General features: G+C 72.0%; 13 protein-coding genes and 1 riboswitch. Of the genes, 10 read left to right on the top strand and 3 right to left on the bottom strand.

Annotated features, from left to right (window positions below; all coding sequences use genetic code 11):
* The first annotated feature begins 24 nt into the window (after positions 1-24).
* The 4 genes from OG456_RS09240 (at position 25) to OG456_RS09225 (ending at position 4,889) form a co-directional block, all read left to right on the top strand.
* Positions 25-1,401 (top strand): pitrilysin family protein, encoded by a 1,377-nt coding sequence (locus OG456_RS09240; protein ID WP_266559046.1) that lies wholly within the window; start codon positions 25-27, stop codon positions 1,399-1,401.
* Entirely contained in the window at positions 1,398-2,783 is a 1,386-nt protein-coding gene (locus OG456_RS09235) for a pitrilysin family protein (RefSeq protein ID WP_266559044.1), read from the top strand. The genes OG456_RS09240 and OG456_RS09235 overlap by 4 nt, the downstream gene beginning before the upstream one ends.
* Positions 2,784-2,979: 196 nt before the next feature.
* Positions 2,980-3,136, top strand: a riboswitch (cyclic di-AMP (ydaO/yuaA leader).
* Positions 3,137-3,148: 12 nt separating this feature from the next.
* Positions 3,149-3,937 (top strand): M23 family metallopeptidase, encoded by a 789-nt coding sequence (locus tag OG456_RS09230; protein ID WP_266559042.1) that lies wholly within the window; start codon positions 3,149-3,151, stop codon positions 3,935-3,937.
* Positions 3,938-4,202: 265 nt separating this feature from the next.
* Entirely contained in the window at positions 4,203-4,889 is a 687-nt protein-coding gene (locus tag OG456_RS09225; protein WP_266559040.1) for a GntR family transcriptional regulator, read from the top strand.
* Between the two features lie 216 nt (positions 4,890-5,105).
* Here OG456_RS09225 and OG456_RS09220 read toward each other — a convergent pair whose 3' ends face one another.
* On the bottom strand, positions 5,106-5,387 hold the full coding sequence (locus OG456_RS09220) for an HPr family phosphocarrier protein (protein ID WP_266559038.1): 282 nt from the start codon (positions 5,385-5,387) through the stop codon (positions 5,106-5,108).
* Between the two features lie 177 nt (positions 5,388-5,564).
* On the opposite strand from OG456_RS09220, the gene OG456_RS09215 reads away from it, so the two are divergent.
* From OG456_RS09215 to OG456_RS09200, 4 genes are all read left to right on the top strand, one after another.
* A complete protein-coding gene (locus OG456_RS09215; RefSeq protein ID WP_266559036.1) occupies positions 5,565-8,387 on the top strand; it encodes a bifunctional GNAT family N-acetyltransferase/acetate--CoA ligase family protein in 2,823 nt (940 codons plus the stop codon).
* Between the two features lie 94 nt (positions 8,388-8,481).
* Positions 8,482-9,069, top strand: coding sequence for a DUF5998 family protein (locus tag OG456_RS09210; protein WP_116513360.1), 588 nt, complete (start codon positions 8,482-8,484; stop codon positions 9,067-9,069).
* Positions 9,069-10,256, top strand: a complete 1,188-nt coding sequence (locus OG456_RS09205; protein WP_266559033.1) for an alkaline phosphatase family protein — start codon at positions 9,069-9,071, stop codon at positions 10,254-10,256. The genes OG456_RS09210 and OG456_RS09205 overlap by 1 nt, the downstream gene beginning before the upstream one ends.
* Before the next feature lie 36 nt (positions 10,257-10,292).
* Positions 10,293-10,943, top strand: a complete 651-nt coding sequence (locus OG456_RS09200; RefSeq protein ID WP_227297807.1) for a thymidine kinase — start codon at positions 10,293-10,295, stop codon at positions 10,941-10,943.
* Positions 10,944-10,970: 27 nt separating this feature from the next.
* Here the strand turns inward: OG456_RS09200 and OG456_RS09195 are convergent, their stop codons facing one another.
* Positions 10,971-11,765, bottom strand: a complete 795-nt coding sequence (locus OG456_RS09195) for a VOC family protein (protein ID WP_266559029.1) — start codon at positions 11,763-11,765, stop codon at positions 10,971-10,973.
* 252 nt (positions 11,766-12,017) lie between these two features.
* Here OG456_RS09195 and OG456_RS09190 point away from each other — a divergent pair, with 252 nt between their 5' ends.
* Positions 12,018-12,872 (top strand): sulfurtransferase, encoded by an 855-nt coding sequence (locus OG456_RS09190; RefSeq protein ID WP_266559027.1) that lies wholly within the window; start codon positions 12,018-12,020, stop codon positions 12,870-12,872.
* Positions 12,873-12,982: 110 nt separating this feature from the next.
* Here OG456_RS09190 and sepH read toward each other — a convergent pair whose 3' ends face one another.
* The gene (sepH, locus tag OG456_RS09185; RefSeq protein ID WP_266559025.1) at positions 12,983-14,053 is read right to left on the bottom strand and encodes a septation protein SepH; all 1,071 of its coding nucleotides are present in this window, start codon (positions 14,051-14,053) and stop codon (positions 12,983-12,985) included.
* 462 nt (positions 14,054-14,515) lie between these two features.
* Here sepH and OG456_RS09180 point away from each other — a divergent pair, with 462 nt between their 5' ends.
* A complete protein-coding gene (locus OG456_RS09180) occupies positions 14,516-15,718 on the top strand; it encodes a hypothetical protein (protein WP_266559023.1) in 1,203 nt (400 codons plus the stop codon).

Genomic DNA, 15,718 nt, shown 5'->3' with positions numbered 1-15,718 from the left:
GCGATCGAAGGGACGTACATGCCCATGGGTCACACGGCCACCGCCGAGGCCGGCTCCGGCGGCCTGACAGCGACCGAGCACCGCCTCGACAACGGGCTGCGCGTGGTGCTCTCCGAGGACCACCTGACCCCGGTCGCAGCCGTCTGCCTCTGGTACGACGTCGGCTCGCGCCACGAGGTCAAGGGCCGCACCGGCCTGGCTCACCTCTTCGAGCACCTGATGTTCCAGGGCTCGAAGCAGGTCCACGGGAACGGGCATTTCGAGCTGGTGCAGGGCGCCGGCGGCTCGCTGAACGGGACGACGAGTTTCGAGCGCACCAACTACTTCGAGACCATGCCGACCCACCAGCTGGAGCTCGCGCTCTGGCTGGAGGCCGACCGGATGGGCTCCCTCCTCGCCGCGCTCGACGAGGAGTCGATGGAGAACCAGCGCGACGTCGTCAAGAACGAGCGCCGCCAGCGCTACGACAACGTTCCGTACGGGACCGCGTTCGAGAAGTTGACCGCCCTCGTGTACCCGGAGGGCCACCCGTACCACCACACGCCCATCGGCTCCATGGCCGACCTGGACGCGGCCACTCTGGAGGACGCGCGGAACTTCTTCCGTACGTACTACGCCCCGAACAACGCCGTCCTCTCGGTCGTCGGGGACATCGACCCCGAGCAGACGCTGGCCTGGGTCGAGAAGTACTTCGGCTCCATCCCGCGCCACGACGGGAAGCAGCCCCCGCGCGACGGCGCCCTGCCCGACCGGATCGGTGAGGGCGTGCGCGAGGTCGTCGAGGAGGAGGTCCCGGCCCGGGCGCTGATGGCCGCCTACCGGCTGCCGCAGGACGGCTCGCGCGCGTGCGACGCGGCCGACCTGGCCCTGACGGTCCTCGGCGGCGGCGAGTCGTCCCGGATCTACAACCGTCTCGTCCGCCGTGACCAGACCGCCGTCGCCGCCGGGTTCGGTCTCCTGAGGCTCGCGGGGGCGCCCTCCGTGGGGTGGCTGGACGTGAAGACGTCCGGCGACGTCGAGGTGCCGGTCATCGAGGAGGCCGTCGACGAGGAGCTCGCGCGGTTCGCCGCCGACGGTCCCACTCCGGAGGAAATGGAGCGCGCCCAGGCACAGTTGGAGCGCGAGTGGCTCGACCGGCTCGGCACGGTCTCGGGCCGCGCCGACGAACTGTGCAGGTTCGCCGTCCTGTTCGGCGACCCGCAGCTCGCCCTGACCGCCGTCCAGCGCGTCCTCGACATCACCGCGGAGGAGGTCCAGGAGGTGGCCGCGGCCCATCTGCGCCCCGACAACCGCGCGGTGCTCGTCTACGAGCCCACGGCCCCCGAAGAGGCCGACGAGACCGCCGCAGCGACCACGGACGAGACCGCAGGCGGGACCGCAGACGAGGAGGCCGGCAAGTGACCGAGCTCGCGACCATGGACTTCCACCCGCAGCCCCAGGCCGGCACGGCGCGGCCGTGGGCGTTCCCCGCGCCCGAGCGCGGCACCCTCGACAACGGCCTGACGGTGCTGCGCTGCCACCGCCCGGGCCAGCAGGTCGTCGCCATCGAGATCCACCTCGAAGCGCCCCTGGACGCCGAGCCCGCCGGGCTCGACGGCGTCGCCACCATCATGGCGAGGGCCTTCTCCGAAGGCACCGACAAGCTCGCGGCCGAGGAGTTCGCCGCCGAACTGGAGCGCTGCGGCGCCACCCTCGACGCGCACGCCGACCACCCCGGCGTACGGGTCTCTCTGGAGGTCCCCGTCTCCCGCCTGCCGAAGGCGCTCGGCCTGCTCGCCGACGCCCTCAGGGCACCCGCGTTCGCGGACAGTGAGATCGAACGTCTCGTGCGCAACCGGCTCGACGAGATCCCGCACGAGACGGCCAACCCCGGCCGCCGCGCCGCCAAGGAGCTCTCGAAGCAGCTCTTCCCGGCCACCGCGCGCATGTCCCGCCCGCGCCAGGGCTCCGAAGAGACCGTCGCGGCCATCGACGCGGCGGCCGTACGCGCCTTCTACGACCGGCACGTGCGCCCCGCCACGGCCACCGCGGTCGTCGTGGGCGACCTCGCGGGCATCGACCTCGACGTCCTGCTCGCCGACACGCTGGGCGCCTGGACGGGGAACACGGCCGAGCCGCGCCCCGTACCGCCCGTGACGGCCGACGACACCGGCCGGGTCGTGATCGTCGACCGGCCGGGCGCGGTGCAGACGCAGATCCTGATCGGCCGCGTCGGCGCGGACAGGCACGACCGGGTGTGGCCGGCGCAGGTGCTCGGCACGTACTGCCTGGGCGGCACCCTCACCTCCCGTCTGGACCGTGTCCTGCGCGAGGAGAAGGGATACACCTACGGCGTGCGGGCGTTCGGCCAGGTGCTGCGCTCGGCGCCGGACGGGACGGGCGCCGCGATGCTCGCCATCAGCGGCTCCGTGGACACACCGAACACGGGTCCGGCGCTCGACGACCTCTGGAAGGTGCTGCGCACGCTCGCCGCGGAGGGCCTGACCGACGCCGAACGGGACGTGGCCGTACAGAACTTGGTGGGGGTCGCCCCGCTCAAGTTCGAGACCGCCGCTGCCGTCGCGGGGACGCTCGCCGACCAGGTCGAGCAGCATCTGCCGGACGACTTCCAGGCGGAGTTGTACCGGCGGCTCGCCGCGACGGGCACCGTGGAGGCCACCGCGGCCGTCGTGAGCGCCTTCCCGATGGACCGTCTGGTGACGGTGCTCGTGGGTGACGCAGCCCAGATCGAGGAGCCTGTCAGGGCGCTCGGCATCGGAGAGGTGACCGTCGTCACGGGCTGACCGTGACCGGTGTGCAACGAGGGGCCCCGGTGGGCGAGATGACCACCGGGGCCCCTGTATGTCCGAATTGAACCAGTGGTTGCCTGTCTGCCCTGTGGCATGCGCTACAAAAGCCCGGTTCCGTTTGTTGATTGAAAGATGCCCCGCTTAGCGTCGGTCCGGCTGTCCGCCAGATGCACGCCGCGCCCGCGGCACCGGACAGTCATCGCCGAGTCCCCCAAGGCGCGAGCCGGGGGAGCCGGGGACCCACCGTCCCTGGGGTGAATCGGACGCCCTTCCTTGAAGGGGGTCCGTAGGAGACCTTCCTGCTCCGAACCCGTCAGCTAACCCGGTAGGCGAGAAGGAAGGAAAGGATCAGCCACTCCATGGCGTTCACCCGTGCCACCGGGAAGCACCGTCGCCCGAGCCGTCTCACGCGTACCACCGCGCAGGTCGCCGGCGTCGCCGCGCTCACCACGACCGGTGTCATCGGAGGCCTCGCCGCCCCCGCCCTCGCCGCTGACGACGCGTCTCTTGAGCAGACCGGCCTGACCAAGGCCATCTCCATCGGTGACTCCCTCGCGGCGCAGATCGACGCGCAGGCCGCCGCCCAGCAGCAGGCCGCCGACGAGGCCGCCGCGAAGGAGAAGGCCGAGGCCGCGGCCAAGAAGAAGGCCGAGGAGGACCGGCGCAAGGCCGCCGCCAAGGCCAAGGCCGAGCGTGAGGCCAAGGAGCGCGCCGCCCGTGCGGCCGAGCGCAAGCGCCTCAACGCCTTCGTCATGCCCGTCACCGGCTCGTACGTGTCGACCGCGTACAAGGCCAGCAGCGGCCTGTGGTCCTCCGGCAGCCACACCGGCATCGACTTCCACGCCGCCAGCGGCACCTCGGTCCACGCCGTGGGCGCGGGCACGGTCGTGGAGGCCGGCTGGGGCGGCGCCTACGGCAACAACATCGTCATCAAGATGAACGACGGCACGTACACGCAGTACGGCCACCTGTCGTCCATCGGCGTCTCCGTCGGCCAGACGGTCACCCCGGGCCAGCAGATAGGCCTTTCCGGGGCGACGGGCAACGTCACGGGCCCGCACCTCCACTTCGAGGCGCGCACGAGCCCCGAGTACGGCTCGGACGTCGACCCCGTCGCGTACCTGCGCTCGCACGGCATCAACGTCTGACCTTCGCCGCGTACTCGCGACAACGCACCGAAATCCCCGGCTCACCGAGCCGGGGATTTCGGCGTTACCGGCGGTGCTCGTCACCGGACCGGCTCGTTCGTTCCCGGCTGCGCTGTCCAAAAAATATCCATGGATTACGGCCTGCCGTCGGAAATTCGCGCACGCTGGAATAGAGTCGCTGGGCAAGCGCGCTGAACGAACTTCGATCGCGCTGTACGAGCGACTGTCTACCGCGTTTCGCGGGGATTAAGGCGGAGGTCGGTTCATGCGCATTCCGGCGCACTCGGTATGCACGGCGATCCGCGACGACATCGTCTCCGGTGTCTACGAGCGTGGCGGCAGACTCACCGAGGAGGTGCTCGCCCGCCGCTACGGCGTCTCCCGCGTCCCCGTACGCGAGGCGCTGCGCACCTTGGAGGCCGAGGGCTTCGTCGTCACCCGCAGGCACGCGGGCGCGTGCGTCGCCGAACCCACCACGCAGGAGGCGGCGGACCAGCTGGAGATCCGGATGCTCCTCGAACCGCTCGCCGCCGCCCGCGCCGCGCAGCGCCGCACCGAGGCGCACCTGAAGGTGCTGCGAGGCCTGGTCAGGCTGGGGCAGGAGCGCTCCCGGCGAGGTCAGAGCGAGGATCTGCGCTCGCTGGGCGGCTGGTTCCACGAGACGCTGGCACAGACGTCCGGCAGCCCGGGGCTGATCACGATGCTCACGCAGCTCCGCCACAAGATCGCGTGGATGTACACCGTCGAGCAGCCCGCGCAGCCCGCCGCCTCCTGGGCCGAGCACGGGGCGATCGTGGACGCCGTGGCGCGCGGTGACGTGGAGCGCGCGCGGGCGCTCACGGCGCAGCACACGGAGCGCGCAATGGCCGCTCACAGCCTGCGCGCCCCTCATAAGGGTGGCCGTGTGAGGACTTCGCAACATCCCGTCAACACGGCCGGGCTCCAGCATTAACAGAGGCGCCGTATACAAAGAGGGCGGCCCATTTCGAAGGGCTCTGTTTTCGCTGCCCCGGAATTATGAGAACAGGGCCGCAGAAAGCAAAAGGGTCTGCTCGGAAAATCCGAACAGACCCTTTATGCGGCGCGATCTTCTGCGAGCAGTAAACGGCGCCCCAGAATCCAGAGATCCCGTACGGGGCAGTGCTGAGCGACCCCGCACCGGCCCGTACTAGACGGTCTCGGGAAGCTCCTCGAGCCCCTCGGAGACCAGCTTGGCCAGACGGTCGAGCGCGATGTCCGCACCCTCGACGTCGGAGGCCAGGACGATCTCCTCGCCGCCGCCGGCGCCCAGGCCGAGCACCGCGAGCATGGAGGCGGCGTTGACAGGGGTGCCGTCGATCTTGGCGATCGTCACGGGGACGCCGGCCGCCGTGGCCGCGCGGACGAAGATGGAGGCGGGGCGGGCGTGAAGGCCCTCGGCCCAGCCGACGTTGACGCGGCGCTCAGCCATGTGATGCTGCCCTTCAGGATTCTCACGGTTGTCTAGACCAGTCTCCCACACCGGTGGACGTGCCCGATGTGGGTCCTACGTACCGTCCGCACACGCCCGTCGGCCCTCATAGCGTGCCCTCGGCCCGCTCGTGCCGCGACCCGTACGACTGTCACCGCCGCGCCGTACGCTGGGCCCATGCAGACCCCGTCGGACCGGCACGCATACCCCGCCCACTGGGAAGCAGACGTGGTGCTGCGCGACGGCGGCACCGCGCGCATCAGGCCCATCGCCATCGACGATGCCGAGCGGCTCACGAACTTCTACGAGCAGGTCTCCGACGAGTCGAAGTACTACCGCTTCTTCGCGCCGTACCCGCGCCTGTCCGCCAAGGACGTCCACCGCTTCACCCATCACGACTACGTGGACCGGGTGGGCCTCGCGGCCACCGTGGGCGGCGAGTTCATCGCGACCGTCCGCTACGACCGCATCAACGCCCAGGGAATGCCCGCTTCCGCCCCCGCCGACGAGGCCGAGGTCGCCTTCCTCGTGCAGGACGCCCACCAGGGCCGGGGCGTCGCGTCCGCGCTCCTGGAGCACATCGCCGCCGTCGCCCGCGAGCGCGGGATCCGCCGCTTCGCCGCCGAGGTGCTGCCCGCCAACACCAAGATGATCAAGGTGTTCACGGACGCCGGATACACCCAGAAGCGCCACTTCGAGGACGGCGTCGTCCGCCTGGAGTTCGACCTCGAACCCACCGAGGCCTCGCTCGCCGTGCAGCGCGCCCGCGAGCAGCGCGCCGAAGCGCGCTCGGTGCACCGGCTTCTCGCCCCCGGATCCGTTGCCGTCATCGGCGTGGGCCGCACACCCGGCGGAGTCGGCCGCAGCGTCCTCGACAACCTCCGCGACGCCGGCTTCACCGGCCGCCTCCACGCCGTGAACAGGGCGTTCCCCGACGACCTGCGCGACCTGGACGGCGTCCCCGCCCACCGCTCCGTCCACGACATCGACGCCGCCGAGCCCGTCGACCTCGCCGTCGTCGCCGTCCCCGCGCGGTACGTCCCCGAAGTCGTCACCGAGTGCGGAGAGCGCGGTGTGCAGGGGATCGTCGTGGTCTCCGCCGGATACGCCGAGTCCGGCAGCGAGGGTCGCGCCCGCCAGCGCGAACTGGTGCGTCAGGCCCGCTCGTACGGCATGCGCCTCATCGGGCCCAACGCCTTCGGCGTCATCAACACCTCGCCCGAGGTGCGGCTCAACGCGTCGCTCGCGCCCGAGATGCCGCGCGCCGGCCGCATGGGCCTGTTCGCCCAGTCCGGTGCCATCGGTATCGCGCTGCTCGCCCGCCTCCAGCGGCGCGGCGGCGGCGTGACCGGAGTGACAGGTGTGTCGACGTTCGTCTCCGCCGGCAACCGCGCGGACGTGTCGGGGAACGACGTACTCCAGTACTGGTACGACGACCCGGACACGGACGTCGCCCTGATGTACCTCGAATCCATCGGAAACCCGCGCAAGTTCACCCGCCTCGCCCGCCGCACGGCGGCCGCGAAGCCCCTCGTCGTGGTGCAGGGCGCCCGGCACAGCGGCGTCGCGCCCCTCGGCCACGCGGTCCGCGCCACGCGCCTGCCGTACGCCACGGTCTCCGCCCTGCTGCGCCAGGCGGGTGTCATCCGCGTGGAGACCATCACCGAACTCGTCGACACCGGCCTGCTGCTGGCTCGCCAGCCCCTCCCGCGGGGCCCCCGCGTCGCGATCCTCGGGAACTCGGAGTCGCTGGGCCTCCTGACGTACGACGTCTGCCTCTCCGAGGGCCTGCGGCCGAAGCCGCCGCGGGACCTGACGACCGCGGCGTCCGCCGAGGACTTCCACGCGGCGCTCACCGAGGCGCTCGCGGACGACAAGTGCGACGCGGTCGTCGTCACGGCGATGCCGGCGGTGGGGGAGTCGACCGCCGAGGACGCGGCGCTCGCCGAGGCCCTCAGTTCGGCCGCGGCCGGCACCCCCACCAAGCCCGTCCTGGTCGTCCACGTGGAGCTCGGCGGCCTCGCCGAAGCGCTCTCCGCGGCCACCAGCACCGGCCCCCGCGCGCTCGCCAGGACCCCCGGCGGCACCCCGGCCGAACGCCCGCCCACGGACGAGCCCGCCCCGACACCCGCGCTCATCCCCGCCTACCCCGCCGCGGAGCGCGCCGTCCGCGCCCTCTCCGAAGCCGTCAAGTACGCCCAGTGGCGGCGCGACGCGGCGGAGCCCGGCAAGGTCCCCGAGTACGAGGACACCGACGAGACGGGCGCCGTCGAGCTCATCACCGCGTTCCTCGCGAAGGACGACGACCCGCGCGGCGCCGAGCTCGCCCCCGAGGACGCCCGCGCCCTCCTTGCCCGCTACGGCATCGACGTACGGCAGACTCTGCCCGCCCCCGGACCCGACGAGGCGGCCGCCGCCGCGCACACCCTCGGCTACCCCGTCGCGCTCAAGACGACCGCCCCGCACCTGCGCCACCGAGCCGACCTCGGAGGAGTACGCCTCGACCTGGCCAACGAGGAGGAGCTGCGCCGCGCGTACGAAGAGCTGTCCGAGACGCTCGGCAAGCCCGAGGAGCTGCGGCCCGTGGTCCAGGCCATGGCACCCCGCGGCGTCGACACCGTCGTCCGCGCGGTCATCGATCCGGCCGCCGGCGCGGTGCTCTCCTTCGGGCTCGCGGGCGCCGCGTCCGAGCTGCTCGGCGACACAGCTCACCGGCTGATTCCGGTCACCGACCGGGACGCCCAGTCGATCGTCAGGGGCATCAAGACAGCGCCCCTGCTCTTCGGCTGGCGCGGCTCCGCGCCGGTCGACACGGCCGCGCTCGAAGAGGTGCTGCAACGGGTCTCGCGGCTCGTGGACGACCATCCCGAGGTCGTCGCCGTCTCCCTGGAGCCCGTCGTCGTCGCCCAGAGCGGCCTCTCGGTCCTCGGCGCCTCGATACGGCTCGCCCCGCCGCCCGCCCGCGACGACCTCGGCCCGCGCACCCTGCCCGCGTACTGAGCGGGCCGGGTGAGACGAGCCCCACATACGGGTGTTTTCCGCACCCGTCCACAGGCGCACCGCGAGCCCCCCGCCGGGCTTTAGGATGGACCTCATGGCCAAGACCAGTACGACGACCCAAGGGCTCCGCGCGGCGATCGAGCGCAGCGGCTACTACCCGGCCCTCGTGGCCGAGGCGGTGGAGGCCGCGGTCGGCGGCGAACCCATCGGGTCGTATCTGGTCCACCAGGAGACCACCTTCGACTCGAACGAGGTGCGCAGGCACGTCACCGTGCTCGTCCTCACCGGCACCCGCTTCATCGTCAGCCACACCGACGAGCAGGCCGCCGACACCACGTCGCCGACGCCGTACGCCACGACGTCCACCGAATCCGTGAAGCTCGGCCGCATCTCGTCGGTCGTGCTCAGCCGCGTCGTCGCCAACCCGGAGAAGTACGTCCCGGGCACCCTGCCCCGCGAGGTCGTCCTGACCATCGGCTGGGGCGCCGTCGCCCGCATCGACCTGGAGCCCGCGGCCTGCGGTGACCCCAACTGCGAGGCGGACCACGGGTACACGGGCAGCTCGACCGCCGACGACCTGAGCCTGCGCGTCAGCGAGACCGGGGACGGCCCCGACACCGTCCGTCAGACCCTCGCCTTCGCCCAGTCCCTGTCCGAGGCGACCGCGGCGACAGCGCGCTGATGGCCACGCCTGCCTGGGACGACGTAGAGCCTCTCGCCGTCCGGTCCGCCCCTGTGCCCGAGTACGGCGCCGGCTCCCTCGCCGACCTGCTGCCCACCCTCGGCTCCCACCTGGGCGTCCCCGGCTGCGCTCAGGCGATACCCGAGCTCGCGCCCGCCGACCGTGCGTGCGTGTTCCTGATCGACGGGCTCGGCTGGCAGCAGCTCCAGGCCCACCCGGACGAGGCCCCGTTCCTGACCTCGCTCCTCGCCTCCTCGCGCGGCGGCACCGGCCGCCCGATCACCGCGGGCTACCCGGCGACCACCGCGACCTCCCTCGCCTCGGTCGGCACGGGCCTGCCGCCCGGCGCGCACGGCCTGCCCGGCTACACGGTCCGCAACCCGGACACCGGCGAGCTGATGAACCAGCTCCGCTGGATCCCCTGGACCCAGCCGCACGCCTGGCAGCCGTACCCGACGATCTTCCAGCGCGCCCACGAGGCCGGGGTGCACACCGCGCAGGTCTCCGCCCCCGCGTTCGAGTCGACGCCTCTCACGAAGATCGCCCTCAGCGGCGGCACCTTCCGCGGGCGCCTCTCCGGCGAGGACCGCATGGACCTGGCCGCCGAGCAACTGGCGGCGGGCGACCGCTCGTTGGTCTACACGTACTACAGCGAGGTCGACGGAAAGGGCCACCGCTTCGGCGTCGACTCCGACCCGTGGCGCGGCCAGCTCATGTACGTGGACCGCCTCGCCCAGCGCCTCGCCGAGCAGCTCCCCCCGCGCAGCGCCCTCTACATCACGGCCGACCACGGCATGATCGATATCCCGTTCGACGAGCAGTCCCGCATCGACTTCGACGAGGACTGGGAGCTGCGCGCCGGCGTCGCCCTCCTCGGCGGCGAGGGCCGCGCCCGCCACGTCTACGCGGTGCCGGGCGCCGAGTCCGATGTCCTGGCCGTGTGGCGCGAGGTGCTCGGTGAGCAGTTCTGGATCGCGAGCCGGGACGAGGCGATTGAGGCCGGCTGGTTCGGCCCGCACATCGACGAGCGGGTCTACGCGCGCCTGGGCGACGTCATCGCGGCCGCCCACGACGACGTGGTGATCATCGCCTCGGAGCGGGAGCCCAAGGAGTCGGCCATGGTCGGCAACCACGGCTCGATGACCCCCGCCGAGCAGCTCGTACCGCTGCTCGAAGTACGCTCCTGATCGTCCCCACCACCGCGGAAAGGTCCTCAACTCCCCATGCCCGAGCTCGTGTTCTTCTCCGGAACGATGGACTGCGGAAAGAGCACCCTGGCTCTCCAGATAGAGCACAACCGCTCGTCGCGCGGCCTCAAGGGCATGATCCTCACGCGCGACGACCGGGCCGGTGAGGGCAAGCTCTCCTCGCGCCTCGGCCTCGTCACCGACGCCGTCGAGGTCGCCGACGAGCTCGACGTGTACGCGTACGTCGTCGACCAGCTGTCCCAGGGCGGCCGAGTGGACTACGTCATCGCGGACGAGGCGCAGTTCCTCGCCCCCGCCCAGATCGACCAGCTCGCCCGCGTCGTCGACGACCTGGGCCTCGACGTCTACGCCTTCGGCATCACGACCGACTTCCGGTCCAAGCTGTTCCCCGGTTCCCAGCGCCTGGTCGAACTCGCCGACCGCGTCGAGGTCCTCCAGGTCGAGGCCCTGTGCTGGTGCGGCGCCCGCGCCACGCACAACGCCCGCACGGTCGGCGGCCGGATGGTCGTCGAGGGCGCCCAGGTCGTCGTCGGGGACGTCGACCGGAGCGACGACGAGGTCGGCTACGAGGTCCTGTGCCGACGCCACCACCGCAAGCAGCTGACGAGCGCCACGGCACACGCGGCGGCCCTGTCTCCCGAAGTGCTGCCGGTCGCTTCGGCCTGAACCGCCGCTGACCTCCGCCAGGAGGCCCTAGGACCTTTCGTCCTCTTCGCGCGGCGCCGACCGTACGAGGGTGAACACCGCGCCCTCCGGGTCCGCGACCGTCGCCAGGCGGCCCTGGGAGCCGTCGCGCGCGGGCTTCAGGACGTGGCCGCCGAGCTCCTCGACCAGGGACACCGACTCATCGACGTCCGCCACCTCGAAGTACGTCATCCAGTGCGCGCCCCGGTCGCGCGGGAGCGCCTGGCCCACGCCGTGCACCGACGCCACCGGGCTGCCGTTCAGATGCAGCGTCAGATAGTCGAAGTCGGCGGAGACGACGGCCTCCTCCTCGTAGCCGAAGGTCACCTCGTAGAACTTGGCGACGCTCGCCGTCTCCTGAGTCACCAGCTCGTTCCACGCCGGCGCCCCCGGCACTCCGGTGAGCGCCATCCCCAGATGCTCGGCCGCCTGCCAGATGCCGAACACCGCGCCCGCAGGGTCCGACGCGATGGCCATCCGGCCCGCCTCCCCGGCGTCGATCGGGCCGACGCCGACCGTGCCGCCGCAGTGGCGGATGCTCTCGGACGTGGCGTCCACGTCGTCCGACGCGAGGTACGGGGTCCAGGCGACGGGCAGATGGCGGTCGGGCGGCATCTGCCCGATCCCGGCCACCTCGTGACCGTCGAGCAGGGCCCGCACGTAGGGGCCGAGCTGCTGCGGTCCCGGCCGGAACTCCCAGCCGAACAAAGCCGCGTAGAACTCCTGGGTCGCCGCCATGCCGTGCACCATGAGACTCACCCAGCACGGGGTGCCCGGCGCGCGCCTGGCTGCTGCCTCGGTCATCGTCACTCTCTCCTCGGAACAAAATCACGTGTCGCAACGCGCCCGAGCTGATGCTGGCACTCCACGCCGCGCGCCGCTCATCGGCCGCGCCGCCACGGACGGACTCCTCGCACGAGGATGCCCGGTGAGATGTCCGTATCCATTGCCGCGCCATTGCCTCGCGATGTCCGGTCGGTCAACGCTCGGTAGTCGATCGTGCACGCTAGCCGACCGACGGCGCTCGGGGCCAGAGCATGAGCAAGGATGGCCCTCATGAATGCCATCATCTCCGCAACCGAACTCGCGAGCGAGTCGGCGGGCGGGAACCCGCCGGTCATCCTCGACGTCCGCTGGCAGCTGAGCATGGCCAAGGCCGCGGGGGCCCCGGCCTTCGACGGGCGGGCCGCATACGAGGCCGGACACATCCCCGGCGCGGTCTACGTCGACCTCGACGCCGACCTCGCGGGACCGGCCGGAGCGGCCGGCCGGCATCCGCTGCCGGACGTCGCGTCCTTCGGCACCGTGATGCGGCGGGCCGGTGTGTCGGCCGACCGGGACGTGGTCGTGTACGACGGCGGGCAGGGCTGGGCCGCCGCGCGCACCTGGTGGATGCTGCGCTGGACGGGTCACCCGTCCGTGCGAGTGCTCGACGGCGGTCTCGGCGCGTGGGAGGGCCCGCTGGAGACCGAGGTGCCGTCGCCCGTGCCGGGCACCTTCGAGCCCGCGCCGGGCGCCGTGGGGCTCCTGGACGCCGACGGGGCGGCCGCGCTGGCCCGCTCGGGGGTCCTGCTCGACGCCCGCGCCGCCGAGCGCTACCGGGGCGACGTGGAGCCGATCGACCGCGTCGGCGGCCATATCCCGGGCGCGGTGTCCGCTCCGACGTCGGAGAACGTGGCACAGGACGGCCGTTTCCTGCCCGCCGAATCGCTCGCCTCCCGCTTCAAGTCCCTTGGCGCGTCAGGGGATTCGGGTGAGGTGGGCGTGTACTGCGGCTCCGGCGTCTCGGGTGCCCACGAGGTGCTCGCCCTCGCGGTGGCGGGCATCGACGCGGCGCTGTACGTCGGTTCGTGGTCCGAGTGGTCCTCGGACGAGTCGCGCCCGGTGGCGACCGGACCCGATCCTCAGTAGGGCATCGGCAGTTGAGAACGCGAGAGGAGGCCCGCACCGATGTGGCGCGGGCCTCCTCTGCGTGCGGTTCGTGTTCTGCGTACGCCGCGCGTTCTCCGTACGGCTTGTGGCTAGTCCTGCTTCTTGCGGCGGGTGCCGAAGACGATCTCGTCCCAACTCGGCACGGCCGCACGCCGTCCGGGACGGACCCCGTCGGCCTCGGCCTGGCGGTCGGTGGTGCCGGTGAGGCGGTCCCGGTGTCCCGCGACGCTGCGGGGCATGAGGACGTCCGCGTAGGCGGAACCCGCTCCCGCGGACGCGGCGGGAGCCGGGGGCTCCTCCGCCTCGGTGGGCTCCGGCTCGTCCGTGATGGGCTCGGGTGCGGGCACCGTGGGGCGCTCGGGGACCACGATGTCGCCGCGGTAGCTGGGTACGGCTTCCAGAAGGCTGGTCAGCGAGTCACGCTCGGCGGCGGAGACGGCCGTCGGGCTCTCGTCGGTGATCTCCGGCGCGGGGGTCGGCGGCGCGGGGCGCTCCAACTGCCGGTCGAGGGCCCGGTCGAGCGGGCGGTCGCGGGGCAGCCTCGCGATGCGTGGCACGAACGGAAAGCTGGGTTCCGGCGCGGCGATGTCGTCGGTCTCGCCGATGAGCGAGCGCGCCTCGTCGTCTACGGCCTGGACGAGCCGCCGGGGCGGGTCGTACGTCCAGCTCGCCGAGTGCGGCTCACCCGCGACCAGGTAGACGAGCAGGACTTCCCAGGTGCCGTCGTCGCGACGCCAGGAGTCCCACTGGATGGTCTCCCTGTCGGCGCCGCGCAGCACCAGACGCTCCTGCACCGCCTCGCCGAGCTGGGGGCCCGCGTTCTCGCCGGGGCGGCGTACGGGGGTCTTCCTGGCACGCTCGGCCATGAAGGCACGCTCGGCGAGGACGGGGCCCTCGAAGCGGCGGACGCGGTCGACGGGGATACCGGCGAGCTGGGCCACCTCCTCGGCGGAGGCGCCGGCACGTATACGCGCCTGGATGTCGCGGGGGCGGAGATGGCTCTCCACCTCGATCTCGATCTGGCCGAGGCGCGGACGGTCGCCGCGCACGGCGGCCCGGAGGCGCTCATCGATCGGAAGCGTGTACTCCGTGCTGTCCGCAGCCTTCAGCACCAGCCGTGTGCCGTCGTTAGAGACGGCCACGACACGCAGTTCGGGCATGGGGACCTCCCGGGTGGTGCCTGCCGACGTCACGTGCGTCGCTGCTTCCGCTAGTCGAGTGTGGCCTGCCCGGGTGCAGCCTGCCACAACCTTGCCGAGTTGCCCGGCGTGTCGGGCCTGGGCCCTGGATCGCCGTTATGGCACGGTTACCTGTTCGCAACGCTAAGTGACCGAGCTCGTCACCCTGTGCAACGAACCCCCTCCCGGCGGTCCTGGAAGGCCCCGGGCACCCTGACGGGAGACCGGACCCAGGGCTTGCAACGGTACTCCATTCGGGCCACTCGGGTGGACCGGCACGCCATCGAAGTTCTCATGGGGGACGGGAGTTGGGTACGGGGCATCACTCGTTCGGGGTTCATCGACGTGGCGTGCTTCACGGAATCCGCAGAAACGGAACTAATCACTTCGTGCATCCGTCCCTATCTCGTGAAGTAAGTCGAGAAAGGCAGGCAAGGGTCGGAGATGGGCGAGAAGCCGGAAACCTCCCAAGATGCACAAGAAAAGCCCAAGGGGAAGCGGCTCGACCTGAATCTGCCCCAGGTGGCGGGCAGCGCCGTGGCCGCCGTGGTGGCGGCCAAGCTGGCCGCCGGGCTCGGTGTGTACGGGACGATCGTGGGCGCGGGAGTCGTGAGCGTGCTGGCCACCTGCGGCGGTTCGCTCTTCCAGCACTTCTTCCGGCGCACGGGCGAGCAGATACGTGATGTCGCGGGCCAGGCGATACCGAAGGGCCGGCAGGTCCCGGTGACGGCGGACGGACGTCCGGTGCCGGAGACCTTCCGGTCCGACGCGGTCGCTGCTTCCGTGGTGCCGCCCGAGGCCACGACGGCGATGCGGACGGACGTGCTCCCGAGGACGACGACCTGGGGGATGGGCGGTGCGCCGGCACCGGATGCCGACGCGACGACTGTCCTGCCGGCGCTGGACGCCGAGCGGACGCGGTTCCTCAAGGCGGGTAGCGGTGATCCCGAACGGACGCAGCTCCTGACGGCCGACGGTGGCGATCCGGAGAAGACCCAGCTCCTGAACGCAGGCGTCGGCGGTGGCGACCCGGAGAAGACCCAGTTGCTCAGGGCCGGGGGCAGGGCCGGTGGTCCGGAACTGCCGCCTCCGTCGGGCGACTTGGGCGACGGGTTCACCGACGGGCTCATCATCGGACTCCCTGACGAGTTCACCGAAGGGACCACGCACCGCGCGCGCGTGCGGAGCTGGAAGCGGCCCCTCGTCGCCGCTGCCGTGGTCTTCGGAGTGACCATGGGCGGCATCACGACGTACGAGCTCGCCTCGGGGCAGAGTTTCAGCGGTGACGGCCAGCGGACCACGCTCCGCGAGGCCTTCACCGGCGGAGGCGCCCCCTCGCCCCGCAACGACGACACCCCCGTGCCGAGCACCTCGCAGGAGCCGTCGGACAGCAGCAGTTCCGGGACACGGAGCGGCACTCCGCAGGACGGCAGCGGGGCGCACGAGGGCGACACCGGGGAGCCCACGCCCACGCCCAGCGCGAGCGAGGACTCCCACACCGGTCACGACAACGGGTCGGGCAGCGGTTCCGGCACCGGCGGGGACAAGTCCACGCCCACGCCGACCCCGACGCCCACGCCGAGCGCCTCGCAGAGCAGCGACGGAGCCGACGTGCCGCCGCAGCAGGACGAGACCCCCGCGCAGTGA

Origin of the sequence: Streptomyces sp. NBC_01446 (assembly GCF_026340095.1) — a bacterium.
Taxonomy (GTDB): Bacteria; Actinomycetota; Actinomycetes; order Streptomycetales; family Streptomycetaceae; genus Streptomyces; species Streptomyces aureus.
Note: the sequence above shows the minus strand (reverse complement) of the source record. Positions and strands in the feature narration are given on the sequence as shown.

Bases quoted from the DNA above. Each gene is read 5' to 3' on its own strand.
- OG456_RS09240 (WP_266559046.1), top strand. From the start codon at position 25: ATGGGTCACACGGCCACCGCCGAGGCCGGCTCCGGCGGCCTGACAGCG.
- OG456_RS09230 (WP_266559042.1), top strand. From the start codon at position 3,149: ATGGCGTTCACCCGTGCCACCGGGAAGCACCGTCGCCCGAGCCGTCTC.
- OG456_RS09225 (WP_266559040.1), top strand. From the start codon at position 4,203: ATGCGCATTCCGGCGCACTCGGTATGCACGGCGATCCGCGACGACATC.
- OG456_RS09220 (WP_266559038.1), bottom strand. From the start codon at position 5,387: ATGGCTGAGCGCCGCGTCAACGTCGGCTGGGCCGAGGGCCTTCACGCC.
- OG456_RS09215 (WP_266559036.1), top strand. From the start codon at position 5,565: ATGCAGACCCCGTCGGACCGGCACGCATACCCCGCCCACTGGGAAGCA.
- OG456_RS09210 (WP_116513360.1), top strand. From the start codon at position 8,482: ATGGCCAAGACCAGTACGACGACCCAAGGGCTCCGCGCGGCGATCGAG.
- OG456_RS09205 (WP_266559033.1), top strand. From the start codon at position 9,069: ATGGCCACGCCTGCCTGGGACGACGTAGAGCCTCTCGCCGTCCGGTCC.
- OG456_RS09200 (WP_227297807.1), top strand. From the start codon at position 10,293: ATGCCCGAGCTCGTGTTCTTCTCCGGAACGATGGACTGCGGAAAGAGC.
- OG456_RS09195 (WP_266559029.1), bottom strand. From the start codon at position 11,765: ATGACCGAGGCAGCAGCCAGGCGCGCGCCGGGCACCCCGTGCTGGGTG.
- OG456_RS09190 (WP_266559027.1), top strand. From the start codon at position 12,018: ATGAATGCCATCATCTCCGCAACCGAACTCGCGAGCGAGTCGGCGGGC.
- sepH (WP_266559025.1), bottom strand. From the start codon at position 14,053: ATGCCCGAACTGCGTGTCGTGGCCGTCTCTAACGACGGCACACGGCTG.
- OG456_RS09180 (WP_266559023.1), top strand. From the start codon at position 14,516: ATGGGCGAGAAGCCGGAAACCTCCCAAGATGCACAAGAAAAGCCCAAG.